General features: G+C 39.0%; 8 protein-coding genes. 6 read left to right on the top strand and 2 right to left on the bottom strand.

Annotated elements, in window-relative coordinates:
* Positions 1 to 122 precede the first annotated feature (122 nt).
* Positions 123 to 1,175: an endonuclease/exonuclease/phosphatase family protein gene (locus H3Z82_RS03375; RefSeq protein WP_182202478.1), complete on the top strand. Its 1,053-nt coding sequence runs from the start codon at positions 123 to 125 to the stop codon at positions 1,173 to 1,175.
* Between the two features lie 338 nt (positions 1,176 to 1,513).
* Here H3Z82_RS03375 and amaB read toward each other — a convergent pair whose 3' ends face one another.
* Positions 1,514 to 3,067 carry an L-piperidine-6-carboxylate dehydrogenase gene (gene amaB / locus H3Z82_RS03370; protein WP_182202477.1) on the bottom strand — a complete coding sequence of 518 codons (1,554 nt, stop codon included), beginning with the start codon at positions 3,065 to 3,067 and terminating at the stop codon, positions 1,514 to 1,516.
* Between the two features lie 118 nt (positions 3,068 to 3,185).
* Here amaB and H3Z82_RS03365 point away from each other — a divergent pair, with 118 nt between their 5' ends.
* The 5 genes from H3Z82_RS03365 to H3Z82_RS03345 all read left to right on the top strand — a co-directional run bounded on the left by H3Z82_RS03365 (position 3,186) and on the right by H3Z82_RS03345 (position 13,500).
* On the top strand, positions 3,186 to 4,268 hold the full coding sequence (locus tag H3Z82_RS03365; RefSeq protein WP_182202476.1) for an isoaspartyl peptidase/L-asparaginase family protein: 1,083 nt from the start codon (positions 3,186 to 3,188) through the stop codon (positions 4,266 to 4,268).
* Between the two features lie 71 nt (positions 4,269 to 4,339).
* A complete protein-coding gene (locus tag H3Z82_RS03360; RefSeq protein WP_182202475.1) occupies positions 4,340 to 9,922 on the top strand; it encodes an alpha-2-macroglobulin family protein in 5,583 nt (1,860 codons plus the stop codon).
* Positions 9,923 to 10,071: 149 nt separating this feature from the next.
* A complete protein-coding gene (locus tag H3Z82_RS03355; protein WP_182202474.1) occupies positions 10,072 to 10,311 on the top strand; it encodes a hexameric tyrosine-coordinated heme protein in 240 nt (79 codons plus the stop codon).
* 345 nt (positions 10,312 to 10,656) lie between these two features.
* Positions 10,657 to 13,008, top strand: coding sequence for a penicillin-binding protein 1C (gene pbpC / locus H3Z82_RS03350; RefSeq protein WP_182202473.1), 2,352 nt, complete (start codon positions 10,657 to 10,659; stop codon positions 13,006 to 13,008).
* A 60-nt stretch (positions 13,009 to 13,068) separates the two neighbouring features.
* Positions 13,069 to 13,500, top strand: a complete 432-nt coding sequence (locus H3Z82_RS03345; RefSeq protein ID WP_182202472.1) for a hypothetical protein — start codon at positions 13,069 to 13,071, stop codon at positions 13,498 to 13,500.
* A gap of 174 nt (positions 13,501 to 13,674) precedes the next feature.
* On the opposite strand, the gene H3Z82_RS03340 is transcribed toward H3Z82_RS03345, so the two are convergent.
* Positions 13,675 to 14,106, bottom strand: coding sequence for a tellurite resistance TerB family protein (locus H3Z82_RS03340; RefSeq protein ID WP_182202471.1), 432 nt, complete (start codon positions 14,104 to 14,106; stop codon positions 13,675 to 13,677).
* Between the last annotated feature and the right edge of the window lie 59 nt (positions 14,107 to 14,165).

Below are 14,165 nucleotides of genomic sequence, written 5' to 3'. Positions count from 1 at the left end.
AATCGTCTCATTTTCTTTACTGTCTAATTATTAGGCATTTAAGATAGTCAAAATATGTTATGTTTATCATAAAGTTTTAGATTTGGAATATTCTTTAGTGGCGTTTTAAAAAGAAGTTACAGATGAAGTTTAGGAAATTGATATTGACATTGATTTTTTTGGTTTGTGTGACTATTCTTTGGTCTCAAGAAACCAAGAAGTTTAAGATCCATACCGTTGCTTTTTATAATTTGGAGAATTTGTTCGACACGATTAATGATCCTACCAAATTTGATGAGGCAAGTCCGATAATGGAATTGAATACGGGGCGGTCAGAAGTGTATAAAAAAAAGGTGCACAATATGGCACGAGTTATAGTAGATATTGGTGCTGATGGAGCAGGAAATGCGCCTGCGATTTTGGGTGTTGCAGAAATTGAGAATCGCAATGTTTTGGTTGATGTACTCAATGATTCGCTCTTAATAGGGTTTGATTATGGGATTGTTCATTACGAATCTCCGGACAAACGGGGTATTGACGTGGGTATGATCTATCAGAAAAGAATATTTCAACCGATACAAACCAGTAGCCATACCTTATATATTTACGATGATATCACCAGAAACCGTGTGTATACCAGAGATCAACTTTTGGTTAGTGGATTGTTGGAAGGTGATTTGATACACCTTATTGTCAATCACTGGCCCTCTCGCAGTGGAGGAGAAGAACGCAGCAGAAGCAAGCGTGTTGGAGCGGCCAAACTCAATAGGCGAATTATCGATTCCCTACAGATCATTGATCCCTACGCTAAGATTATTGTTATGGGCGATTTAAATGATGACCCTATCAATGTCAGTGTCAAAGAGATCTTAAATGCTAAAGCTGAACAAAAGGATGTTGAATTTAAAGGTGTTTATAACCCTTACGAGAATTTTTATAAAAATGGATTGGGTACCAATGCTTGGCGGGATGCCTGGAGCTTGTTTGATCAAATTATGATGACACAACCACTATTGGAAAAAGATTATTCTTCATTCCGATTTTATAAAGCCTTTATCTACAACAAAAATTATTTGACCACAAAACGAGGCCGATGGAAAGGCTATCCGTTTAGAAGTTTTGCCGATGGTGGATTTACCGGGGGGTTCAGCGACCACTTTCCGGTATATATTTACTTGATTAAGGTAGTTGAGTAAAACCGTTCATATTTAGCTGAATTCACCAAGAAGGATCATGGACTTTATGCAATTTGAACCCAACCACATACGAGTTCATGCGAATCTTAAGACTGAAATCTTTAATTATTATTACTTAAATTTCTCTCGGATGAAGCCGATAAAATTCCAAAGGGATGACATCTTTGTAAAAAACATAACTTCTAAAAACCCAAGCTCCGTAGGAGCGACATCTTAACCGTCGTTTATATTGTAAGAATTAGGAAGTTTTTAAATTATAAACTGGTGTTAAGTCTGGTTTATACAAAAAAAAGCCACCCTAAAAAAGAGTGGCTTTTGAAATACTTTTTATTAATAGATTACAAATCAAACTTGATTCCTTGTGCCAACGGCAATTCATCTGAATAATTGATGGTATTTGTTTGTCGTCTCATATACACTTTCCATGCATCAGACCCAGACTCGCGTCCACCACCTGTTTCTTTTTCACCACCAAAGGCGCCACCAATTTCAGCACCTGACGTTCCGATGTTGACGTTTGCAATTCCACAATCTGAACCAGCGTATGATAAAAACTTTTCAGCCTCTTTCAGTTCGTTGGTCATTATTGCTGAAGATAGACCTTGAGCAACACCATTCTGTTGATCAATAGCATTCTCAACACTCCCAGAATATTTCATAATGTATAAAATAGGCGCAAAAGTTTCCTGCTGTACAATTTTAAAATGATTCTCGGCCTCGATAATTGCTGGCTTAATGTAGCAGCCGCTCTCAAAACCTTCGCCTTCTAAAACACCGCCTTCAACTAAAACTTTACCACCTTCAGCTTTTGCTTTTTCAATAGCGGCCAAATAAGTTTTTACAGAATCTTTGTCAATTACTGGTCCTACATGATTGTTTTCATCTAACGGATTACCAATTTTAATTTGCCCGTAAGCACCAACAATGGCATCTCTTACTTTATCATAAACCGATTCGTGAATAATTAAACGGCGGGTTGAGGTACAACGTTGTCCTGCAGTACCTACAGCACCAAATACAGCACCAGGAACCACGACTTTAAGATCGGCCGTTGGGGTAATGATAATGGCATTGTTGCCTCCTAATTCTAATAGAGATTTACCAAAACGCTCGGCAACGGTTGTGCCAACTATGCGTCCCATTCGGGTTGAGCCTGTTGCAGAAACTAAAGCAATTTTAGGGTCTTTAGTCATAAACTCGCCAACTTTATAGTCGCCATTGATGATACATGAAATTCCTTCTGGTAAGTCATTGTCCTTTAAAACACCTGCAATGATGTTTTGACATGCTATAGAGCATAAAGGTGTTTTTTCTGAACCTTTCCATACACAAACATCTCCACAAACCCAAGCAAGTGCTGTGTTCCAAGCCCATACGGCCACTGGGAAATTAAATGCTGAGATAATGCCAACTACACCAATAGGGTGCCATTGTTCTCTCATGACGTGCCCTGGACGCTCAGAAGGAATGGTTTGACCGTTTAATTGACGTGATAATCCTACTGCAAAATCACAGATATCAATCATTTCCTGAACTTCGCCGTACCCTTCTTGTAATGATTTACCCATTTCATAAGACACGAGCTTACCTAATGGTTCTTTTAATTCTCTTAATTTATTACCAAATTGACGTACAATTTCGCCACGTTGAGGTGCAGGAATATCTCTCCAAGCTTTAAAAGCCGATGTTGAAGCTTCCATAACCTTTTCATAATCCTCTTTGCTGGTCGTTTTTACCTTGCCAATCAGTTTTCCATCTACTGGTGAATAGCTTTCAATAACCTCGCCGTTAGAAAAATTATTTGAGCCTGTTGAGGTGCCATCATTTATATCCTTAACGCCTAATTCCTTTAGGGCTTTTTCAATTCCAAAATCTGTAGCAACTGCTTGCATATATGTCTTTTTTAATTAATTAGTGATAATTGCGAAGATAGCAATAAAATGTCGCTTTTTGAAGCGAGAGCTTCTTAAAAAAATGCTAACTTTAAGGCTGATTTTCAATTTGAATCCTATGAAAAACCTGATTTATTTTCCACTTTTGATGCTTTTGTTTTTAAACTGTAAAGACGATCAAAAATCTTCTAATGCAGAATTAAATACGGACACCATTGAGGATGTTGATTCTGCCACAACAAAAAACACAAACGAGTTCGCCATTGTCATCCATGGAGGCGCCGGAACAATTTTGAGGAAAAACATGTCGGCAGAAGACGAAAATGCCTATAACGCGAAGTTGGAGGAAGCCATTAGAGTGGGTTATGATATTTTAAAAAATGGTGGTTCAAGTTTAGATGCCGTTGAAAAAACCATCAATGTTATGGAAAACTCACCTTTGTTTAATGCGGGAAAAGGTGCAGTATTTACAAATGCTGGTACAAACGAGTTGGATGCTTCCATAATGGACGGTAAAAATCTGGATGCAGGAGCCTCTGCTGGAACAAAAACAGTAAAAAACCCCATTAACTTAGCACGAGCGGTCATGGAAAAATCTCCTCATGTCATGTTGTCTGGAGAAGGTGCAGAGCAGTTCGCAAAAGATCAAGGTTTGGAAATTGTTGATCCCTCTTATTTTTATACCGAAGCACGTTTCAAAGCGTTAGAAAGGGTAAAGGCTTCTGAAGAAAGTGAAGCAGTTAGGGATAAGTCGGCATTTTATGACCCCACAATTAGAGATTCAAAATTTGGAACCGTGGGTTGTGTAGCATTAGATAAAAACGGAAATCTTGCTGCAGGTACTTCTACTGGAGGAATGACCAATAAACGTTGGGGACGTATTGGCGATGCGCCAATTATCGGAGCTGGGACTTACGCCAATAACGCCACCTGCGCGGTAAGTAGTACGGGTTGGGGTGAATACTTTATCCGTGCTATGGTTGCTCATGATATTTCGGCCTTGATGGATTATAAAGGACTTAGTCTGCAGGAAGCCGCCAAAGAGGTCATTCAGAAAAAAGTGCCAGATTTGGGTGGCGACGGTGGAATTATTGCAGTAGATAAAGATGGAAATATGGTAATGGAATTCAATACTGAAGGCATGTATAGAGCGTCAATGGATGCTTCCGGTAATCTAACTATTGGTATTTACAAGGATTAATTTAAGTTGAAATATCACTATGTTTACAAAAGCCTTTAATTTCGAAATCGCCATTTAACACCATCAACTGTATGTCTTCTAAAAATATTTTCACCTGGGTTTTTGCATTGCTTTTTGTGGTTTCTTGTAAAAAGGACAGCCCTTCAAATGAAGAAACCGATAATCTTTTCAAATTCCGTGATTATATAAGTTACACCACTGCGGGTCGTGTATCTATTGCCGATCCTATTATAATCAATCTGACCAATGATGTGGAAGGCTGGACTATTGGGCAGGAAATTTCCGAAAAGATTGTCACTATAAAACCTCAGGTTCAAGGAAAATTATTGGTGGAAAATGCACACGCCTTGGTTTTTAAACCAGACGAAACGCTTCAACCGGATACGGAATACAGTGTAACGGTTAAGTTGGATAAGATTTATAAAAATCAACCGAAAGACTTTAGTACCTATACGTTTCAATTCAAAACGATTGCACCCAATTTTACTATAGTGACTAATAACTTACAGTCTTACAGCAAAGATTGGCAGTACTTGGAAGCGGCTTTGAAATCGGCAGATATTATCGACATTAATGATGCCAAACAACTTGTGGCGGCTTCACAAAACGGTAAGAAGCTTAAGTTGCAATGGAATGAATCCATTGAGAAATCTAAAGTTTTTGAGTTCAAAATCGACAGTATCAACCGACTTATCGAGGACAGCGAAATCTTGGTCAAATGGAATGGTAAAGCTATAAAAGCAGATAATTCGGGAGTGAATAGATTCAGTATTCCAGGTATCAATAATTTTATCATTGTTAATGTTGAAGTGGTTCAAACACCAGAGCAATACTTGTCACTAAACTTTTCTGATCCCTTAAAAAAGCAGCAAAACTTTGATGGACTGGTCACCATTCAGAATTCCAAAAACCCAAAATTTATTGTGGATGGCAACGTATTGAAAGTATATCCAAGCTCAAAATTGGTGGGAAATGTTTTAGTTGACGTTTTTCAAGGAATATCTAATACAGACGGTTATAAGCTAAAGAAGCCATTCTCTGAAACCATTTCTTTTGAAGAATTAAAACCACAAGTAAGGTTGATCAGTAATGGAACAATTTTACCTAATTCCAACGAACTGAAATTTAATTTTGAAGCTGTCAATTTAAAGGCGGTTGACGTGCGCATCATTAAAATATTTGAAGATAATGTGCTGCAGTTTCTTCAAGATAACCAACTGCAAAGCAATAATCAATCGGCTATTAAGCGCGTGGGAAGACGGATTGCCAAACAGACCATAACCTTGCAAAATGACGCGGTTGAAAATGACGGCAAGTGGAAAGCCTACAGTATTGATCTTTCTAAATTCTTTAATGCCGATGCAGGTGCGATTTATCGTGTCGAATTGAGTATTAAAAAGGAATATTCATTGTTCAATTGTGATAATTACGCCAATGTTGAAAATTCAGATGGTGATTATTATGACGATTATTATTACAACGATTATTATGAAGAGAATTACAATGATAGTACCACTGAAGATGAAGATCTTCGTGAAGAAGAGTATTGGGATAATTTAATCTACAGTTACCGAAACACCAACTACAATTGGAATGAACGTAACAATCCCTGCCATGAGGCCTACTACAATGAAAATCGTATCGTTTCACAAAACTTGCTCGCATCCAATTTGGGCGTTATTGCCAAACAAGGTGCGAACAATACCTATTATTTTGCGGTCACTAATATTTTAGACACCAGTCCAGAAGCAGGAGCTATGGTGCGTTTGTTCAATTTCCAACAACAGGAAGTTGGAAGAGCCACAACCGATAGTGAAGGCTTGACCACATTCAAAACTAATAAATATGCAACTTTCGCCATTGTTACCAAAGGAAAAAACACCACTTATATCAAATTGGTAGATGGCAACTCGTTGTCGTTAAGCAAATTTGATGTGTCTGGAAATAGCTTACAACGTGGACTTAAAGGATATATCTATGGCGAACGTGGGGTTTGGCGTCCAGGAGATTCCTTGTTCTTGACCTTTATGCTGAATGATAACGACAACAAATTACCAAAAGGACATCCTGTTAAGATGGAAATCACCGACCCCAGTGGTAAACTGATTTACAAAAATATCAATACAGAAAATATCAATAATTTCTACCGCTTTACCGTGCCAACCCACAGTGAGGACAAAACGGGAAATTATAGTGCCAAGGTTTCTGTTGGTGGCGCTTCGTTTTACAAGAGTTTACGTGTCGAAACGGTAAAGCCCAACCGATTAAAAATTAAAATAGATTTTGAAGATGAAGTGCTTTCGAGCAATGCCCCTTTAAATGGCACTTTGGATGTCAAATGGTTGCATGGCGCTCCTGCAAAGAATTTAAAAGCTGAGATAAAAGCCAAATTCAGCACCTCTTACGAAGGCTTCAAAAATTATAAGGATTATGAATTTGTGGATCCAACACGATCGTTTTCTTCGGAAGAGATGAATGTTTTTGAGGGGAATTTGAACGAAGAAGGCATCGCAAAAGTCAATAAGTCTTTAAATGTTGGCAAAAATGCTCCGGGATTATTGAACGTTCAGTTTTTGGTCAGAGCTTTTGAAAATGGCGGCGATTTTTCATTGGATGCGTTTACGAAAACTTATGCACCTTACAGTTCTTTTGTCGGATTGAAATCCCCGGAAGGGAACCGTTACGGCTCGTTCTTTACGGATGAAAACCAAACTTTTGACGTGGTTACTGTGGACGCAAAAGGCAATCCCATAAAGCGCGAAAATCTTGAAGTCAAAGTCTATAAGATTGAATGGCGTTGGTGGTGGAATTCATCTTATGATAACCTATCCAGTTATGTCTCGAGTAATTACCATCGTTCTTATCTGGACAAAAAAGTGACGACCGATGCCAACGGTAAAGGGAAATTCACACTAAATATTCCAGAAAATGAACGCGGACGGTATTTGATCAGGATTACAGATCCAGAAAGTGGTCATGCTACGGGAAGAACGGCCTATTTCTATAAGAACTGGTATCAAAATTCGGCAGACACCGATAAGGAAGCGGCAAAAATGTTGGTTTTTGCGGCGGATAAAGAAAATTATAATGTTGGGGAAACCGCAAAGATTACATTTCCATCAGGAACTCAAGGCAGAGCGCTTGTCAGTATTGAAAATGGATCAGAAGTGTTGTCCTACAAATGGGTGATGACCACGCAAGGCGAAACAACGGTCAATATTCCAATCACTGCTGAAATGGCGCCCAATGTATTTGTCAACATCTCGTTATTGCAACCGCATGCTATCACGGCCAATGATTTACCGATTCGTTTATTTGGAGTGATCCCAATAATGGTTGAAAACCCTGCCACCAAACTGTACCCGGAGATCAAGATGCCAAATGTCCTTCAGCCGGAACAAGAGTTTGAAGTGGTGGTCAGCGAAAAGAATAAAAAATCAATGACCTACACCCTCGCAATTGTAGAGGAGGGCTTGCTGGATCTCACCCGATTTAAAACACCAAATGCCTGGGATGAGTTTTTTGCGCGGGAAGCTTTGGGGGTAAAAACATGGGATGTTTTTGATGATGTGATTGGCGCTTACAGTGGCAGTATTGATCAGGTATTTGCCATTGGTGGGGATGCCAATGCCGCTGCAGGCAAAAACAAAAAGGCCAACCGATTTAAGCCAGTGGTCAAATATTTAGGGCCTTTTAATTTGGGTGCAGGCGAAAAGAAATCGCATAAAATAAGAATGCCAAACTATATAGGTGCCGTTCGGGCGATGGTAGTTGCTGGAGATGCGAAAACCGAGGCTTATGGCAGTGTTGATAAATCGGTACAGGTCAAAAAACCGTTGATGGTCTTAGCTAGCTTGCCAAGAAAATTGAGTCCGGGAGAAAAAGTAACCTTACCGGTTACGGTATTTGCCATGGAGTCTAAAGTGAAAAATGTCAATATTAGTTTAAAGCTTAGTGATGGTATTTCAGTTGTTGGAGACCAATCAAAATCACTGATTTTTGCGCGACCAGACGAGCAAATGGCTTATTTTGAATTGGATGTCAGTAAGGCAAAAGGCTTCAATACAGTAGAAGTGATTGCCAATGGAAATGGCGAGAAATCAACTTACAAAGTAGAAATTGATGTTTACAATCCCAATCCAATCAGCTCAAAAGCATTGGATGAAACTTTGGAAGCCAACGCTTCAAAAACGATGGATTTCTCAACCTTTGGTGAAATGGGTACGAATAGTGCAACCGTTGAGTTTTCGACTTTGCCACCCATGGATTTCTCAAGACGTTTACAGTTTTTAGTGCAATATCCACATGGCTGTTTGGAACAAACCACGTCTGGAGTGTTTCCACAATTGTATTTGACCGATATCTTCGATTTGACCGCTCAGAAGAAACAGGAAATCCAAAAGAATATTGAAAGCGGGATCAAGCGCTTGGGTAATTTTCAATTGGCATCAGGTGGGATGAGCTATTGGATGGGAGAGAACACTGCTAATGATTGGAGTACAACCTATACCGGTCACTTTATGTTGGAAGCTGAAAAGAAAGGTTTTGTGTTGCCATTGACATTTAAAAGCAATTGGTTGCGTTACCAAAAACAGGCTGCAAGCAATTGGCGCCCAAGTTATAGAACAGCAAATACTGATTTAGCCCAAGCTTATCGTCTCTACACCTTAGCTTTGGCTGGAAGCCCTGATTTGGCAGCCATGAACCGTTTGCGTGAGTTTAGTGAGATTTCAAATGAAGCCAAATGGCGACTGGCTGCGGCCTATGCTTTGGCGGGACAAAAAGAAGCGAGCGATAAAATTGCGAGTACGGCAAATATCAACTTTGTACCTCCAAAATATAATTATTATACTTACGGTTCAGTAGATAGAAATAGAGCGATGGCTTTAGAAACTATGGTGTTGACCAAAAATCCTAAAATGCGTGAATTGGCTCAGGATCTCGCCAAAGATCTTTCCAGCAATAGATGGATGAGTACGCAAACTACGGCCTATAGCTTATTGGCGATGGCAAAAATGGTGGAAGCAAACGGCGGAAAAGCATTAAAAGTGGAATACACCCTCAATGGTAAATCAGAAACTATTGATACCAAGAGTGCAATTGCACAACGCGAATTACTAGTTAAAGAGGGCAGCAATACCTTCAGTTTTAAAAACAACCAAGCCAATGTGATCTATGTTCGCGTTCTGAATTCCGGTAAACTGCCGTTAGGTGAGGAGGTATCAGAACAACGCGGATTGAGTGTTTCTGTGGTTTATAAAGATTTAAATGGCAATGTGATAGACATTGGGAAGTTAAACCAAGGTCAGGATTTTGTGGCGGTGGTTAAGGTCAGCAATTTGAAGAATCAAGATGTAAATGATGTGGCATTAACCCAGATCTTTCCATCGGGGTGGGAAATTGTGAACACTCGTTTTACCGATTTTGGAGATACCACCACAAGTCAGGCGAGATATACGGATATCAGAGATGATCGGGTGAACTTTTATTTTGATTTGCCAAAACGTGGGAAACATGATAGTAAAACATTTACCGTTATGTTGAATGCATCTTATTTAGGCACTTATTATTTGCCGGGTGTTCAAGCGGAGGCCATGTATGATAATGAGTTTTTAGTGCGGACTAAGGGCAGATGGATTGAAGTCAATCAGTAAAATTCCTGCGAAAGCAGGGATCTTAGAGCTTTTAAAACCTGTGAGAATTTAAAAGGAGAAGTTTATCAATTTTAATTTCTAACTAATAATAGTTTAGTTATACATACAAACAACAATAAACAAATAGTAACCATTAAAAAGTAATAGACATGTCAGAACAAGTTCAGTTAGTACCTAACAATTCTTTAATCACAAAAACGCCAGAAGAAGGCAGACAATTAGCCGTAAAAATGGCAAGACTTATCATAAAAGTCACCCAGCCTGATGCTGCGGTAAGAGAAAGGCTTCGTCCCGTATATGCTGAAGATGCGGCAATGCTGATTGCAGTAGGTCAAACAGTTGCCACAGAATTTGCAACTATTGCGGCCGCGAATAATTATTGGAGATAAGTTTTTGCTAAAGGGTAATTTGTGCATTTTAACAATCACCTCGCCTGCCTGCCGGCAGTTAGGCCTTCATCCCGTTTTCTCGTGTTGAAGCCACTCTTTCTTTAAAAGGAGGGGAATTTGAGTTTATCATTCGATTTAAAATTGCGCATACGTTTTTAAATAATGCCGAAGCAAAAACTTCCTTCCCATTTTTGGGAAGGGCTTGTCCCGATTTTTTTCGGGATGGCTTTAAGCTCCGGAGAGCGCTTAAATACGGAAGGGTTAAATCCTAATAAAAAATAAAAATTACACTTAGACCTCGCAGCCCCGATTGCTATCGGGATAAAACCTGTGAGGTCTTAAGCCATGAACAAACTGTTAACCTACATAAAACGCCACAAGTTCAAGGCTGCCATTATTTTTATAGTCTTGGTGGTCTATTATTTTTGTTTGCCGCGCCAATTGTTCAAAGATCCTACCGCCACCGTCATTACCAGTTCTAACAACGAGCTTTTAGGAGCTATGATTGCCGAAGATGGACAATGGCGATTTCCTCAAAATGACACCGTTCCAGAAAAATTCAAAATCTGTATTCTTCAGTTTGAAGATGCCTATTTTTATCGGCATCCAGGATTCAATCCCGTGTCAATTTTTAAAGCCTTAAAAGAAAACTTAAGTTCGGGTGGCGTGAAAAGAGGCGGCAGCACCATCACGCAACAAGTCATCCGCCTATCCCGAAAAGGACAGCCCAGAACCTATTTTGAAAAAATAAAGGAAATTATATTCGCCACCCGATTGGAATTGAGAACTTCCAAAGAAAAAATTCTCTCCTATTACAGCAGTAACGCACCTTTTGGAGGAAATGTTGTAGGACTGGATGCAGCCTCATGGCGGTATTTTAATAGAGATGCCTCACAATTGTCTTGGGCAGAAAGCGCCACTTTAGCCGTTTTGCCAAATGCACCAAGTTTAATCTATCCCGGTAAAAACCAAGAACAACTGTTCAAAAAACGCAATCGGTTATTAGGGAAATTGATGGCTCATGGAATTATCGACACCTTGACCTATCAATTATCTATAGCTGAAGGATTACCGCAAAAACCGTATCCACTACCACAAATTGCACCGCATTTACTTCAAAAAGTGACCCAAACGCATTTTGGACAATATGTACAGACCACTGTTAAAAAACCGATTCAGGAGCAGGTTAATAGAATCGTCTCAAATCATTATAACAATTTAAGGCAGAACGAAATTTACAATGCTGCTGTTTTAGTTTTAGATGTCAAAACTCGGCATGTTTTAGCTTACGTAGGCAATACGCCCACCGATAAGGAACACGAAAAAGACGTAGATGTCATTGACAAACCACGAAGTACCGGCAGCATTTTAAAACCATTTTTGTACGCCGCTATGCTGGATGCCGGAGATTTTTTGCCGAATACTTTGGTGGCTGATGTACCCACGCAATACGGAAGTTACAATCCTGAGAATTATGACAAACAATATGATGGTGCAGTTCCTGCAAGCCGCGCCTTGTCACGGTCGTTGAATATACCATCTGTAAGGATGCTACAGGAATTTGGATTGGATCGGTTTCATCATTATTTAAAGGCTTTGCAATTAAAAGATTTACAATACAATGCCAATCATTATGGTCTGTCGCTCATTCTTGGTGGGGCCGAAAGTAATCTGTGGGATTTATGCAAAAGCTATGCATCCTTATCGTCGACACTTAATCATTTTAATGAGACCTCCAGCGAGTATTTCAGCAATGAATTCTGTGAGCCAACATTTCTAAAAGAAGAAATAATAGACTTCGGCAAAAGGACATCAGATAAAACCTTATTTGATGCGGCATCCATTTATTTGACCTTTGAAAGTTTAAAAGAAGTCAATCGGCCAGAAGGCAATGAAAACTGGGAGTTTTACGACAGTTCCAAGCAGATTGCCTGGAAAACAGGTACAAGCTTTGGATTCAGGGATGCTTGGGCCATCGGTACCACCAAAGATTATGTGGTGGGCGTTTGGGTTGGAAATGCGGATGGCGAAGGCAGACCAGGTTTGGTGGGTGTGCAAACCGCCGCACCAATTTTGTTTGATGTGTTTGACGTTTTGCCCAAAAGTGATTGGTTTTCCAAACCTTTCGATGAAATGCGGGAAGTCGAGATTTGCTCACAATCAGGCCATCGCGCATCGCCAAACTGTGAAAGCAAAGAACAAAAATACATTCAGATATCTGGATTAAAAACGGCGCCCTGTCCTTATCATATCTTGGTACACTTGGACAAAAATGAGCAATACCAAGTCAATTCATCTTGTGAAAATATAGACAATATGATTCACAAATCGTGGTTTGTTCTGCCACCATTAATGGAATATTATTACAAAGCCCAAAATCCGTTCTATAAACCGTTACCACCATTTAGAGAGGATTGTCTGGGGGAGAGCGCCATTGTTATGGAATTCATATATCCGAAGGAAAATAACATCATTTTTTTACCGAAAGATTTTGACGGACAAACCAATGATCTGATCTTGAAAGTGGCCCACTCCAAACCGGAAACTTTGGTGTTTTGGTATTTGAACGAACGTTATTTAGGGAGCACCACAGACATCCATGAATTCGCCGTGCAGCCAAAACAGGGCGAACATTTGATTACTGTGGTTGATGCATTTGGCAATGAAAGTAAGCGTTGGATTATAATTTCAGAATAATGCAACTAAATCAAAAGATAAAATGACTATTTTTGTTTTTAACCTTTCAAACAAAAAACCATGTACGAAACAGTGAAAATGTTACATTCTTATTGGGCCTATTTAGCCCTTTTATTGCTTGTAATTGCTACTTTAAACGCTTTGTTTAAATATTTTGGGAAAAAGGAATTCCATCCTTTGGATTTTAGAATTTCGTTATTTACCCTTATCGTAACTCATATTCAGTTGCTTATTGGCATCGTCTTACTCTTTGCTTATCTGGACGTGATTTCCGGTATGGGCATGAAAGAAATTATGGGAAATAGCGTTATAAGATCTAATGTTGTCGAACATCCTCTGATGATGCTTATTGCGGTTGTTTTAATTACAATCGGTTATTCTAAGCACAAAAAGAAATTAACTTCGGTACCAAAATTTAAAACCTTGGCCATTTTTTACACCTTGGCACTTATTTGTGTCTTGGCAAAAATTCCGTGGAATACTTGGTTCTAACAAATCATTTTAAATTCCAATTCATAAAAAAACCAGAGCTAAGAACTCTGGTTTTTTTTTGAAAAAATCTATTTCAATAGAATGTATTTGTAATTTTTAAGACGCTAATCGACCTTAAACTAAGAGCACCTATGTGTTGAGGGGAGCCTAAGTAAAGCGGTCTTTGCTCTGGGTTTATCTATTCATGTTCTTCATTTCGTCAATGAAGGTATCAATATCAACTCCATTAGCTACCAATGTCAGGGCTTTGTCCACAATGTATTTGACATTATCTGCTCTAAAGCCTAAACCAATAGCAATTTTCTTCAACAATACCTCTTCTCCGTCACCTTGAATATGATCTACATGCACCATACGAGCCAAATCAAATAAACGCTCTAAGCGTCGATCATAAGAAGTTGGTGGATTTATGGGATGTGATTGGTAATCTTTTAGAATGTTTTTATAATCGCCCTCACTAATGTTCAAACTATGTGCTAAGCGATCTAAAAACGCTCTTTCATCGTCGGTTATAACACCATCATCCATGGCCAGTCTAACAATTGAAGCAAAATGATCTTCATTACGCTTTTTAAATCCACTATCGAATAAATCTGAAATTGACATACTTGTTTCGTTTTAATTGCCACGTTTTGTAGCATTCAAAACTACATATTTTTTTTATT

This window comes from Gelidibacter maritimus (genome assembly GCF_014062315.1).
In the GTDB taxonomy this organism is placed as follows: Bacteria; Bacteroidota; Bacteroidia; order Flavobacteriales; family Flavobacteriaceae; genus Gelidibacter; species Gelidibacter maritimus.
This window is presented reverse-complemented; position numbering and strand designations above follow the sequence as displayed.

Excerpts from the sequence above, each read along its gene's own strand:
- H3Z82_RS03375 (WP_182202478.1), top strand. The coding sequence starts at position 123 with ATGAAGTTTAGGAAATTGATATTGACATTGATTTTTTTGGTTTGTGTG.
- amaB (WP_182202477.1), bottom strand. The coding sequence starts at position 3,067 with ATGCAAGCAGTTGCTACAGATTTTGGAATTGAAAAAGCCCTAAAGGAA.
- H3Z82_RS03365 (WP_182202476.1), top strand. The coding sequence starts at position 3,186 with ATGAAAAACCTGATTTATTTTCCACTTTTGATGCTTTTGTTTTTAAAC.
- H3Z82_RS03360 (WP_182202475.1), top strand. The coding sequence starts at position 4,340 with ATGTCTTCTAAAAATATTTTCACCTGGGTTTTTGCATTGCTTTTTGTG.
- H3Z82_RS03355 (WP_182202474.1), top strand. The coding sequence starts at position 10,072 with ATGTCAGAACAAGTTCAGTTAGTACCTAACAATTCTTTAATCACAAAA.
- pbpC (WP_182202473.1), top strand. The coding sequence starts at position 10,657 with ATGAACAAACTGTTAACCTACATAAAACGCCACAAGTTCAAGGCTGCC.
- H3Z82_RS03345 (WP_182202472.1), top strand. The coding sequence starts at position 13,069 with ATGTACGAAACAGTGAAAATGTTACATTCTTATTGGGCCTATTTAGCC.
- H3Z82_RS03340 (WP_182202471.1), bottom strand. The coding sequence starts at position 14,106 with ATGTCAATTTCAGATTTATTCGATAGTGGATTTAAAAAGCGTAATGAA.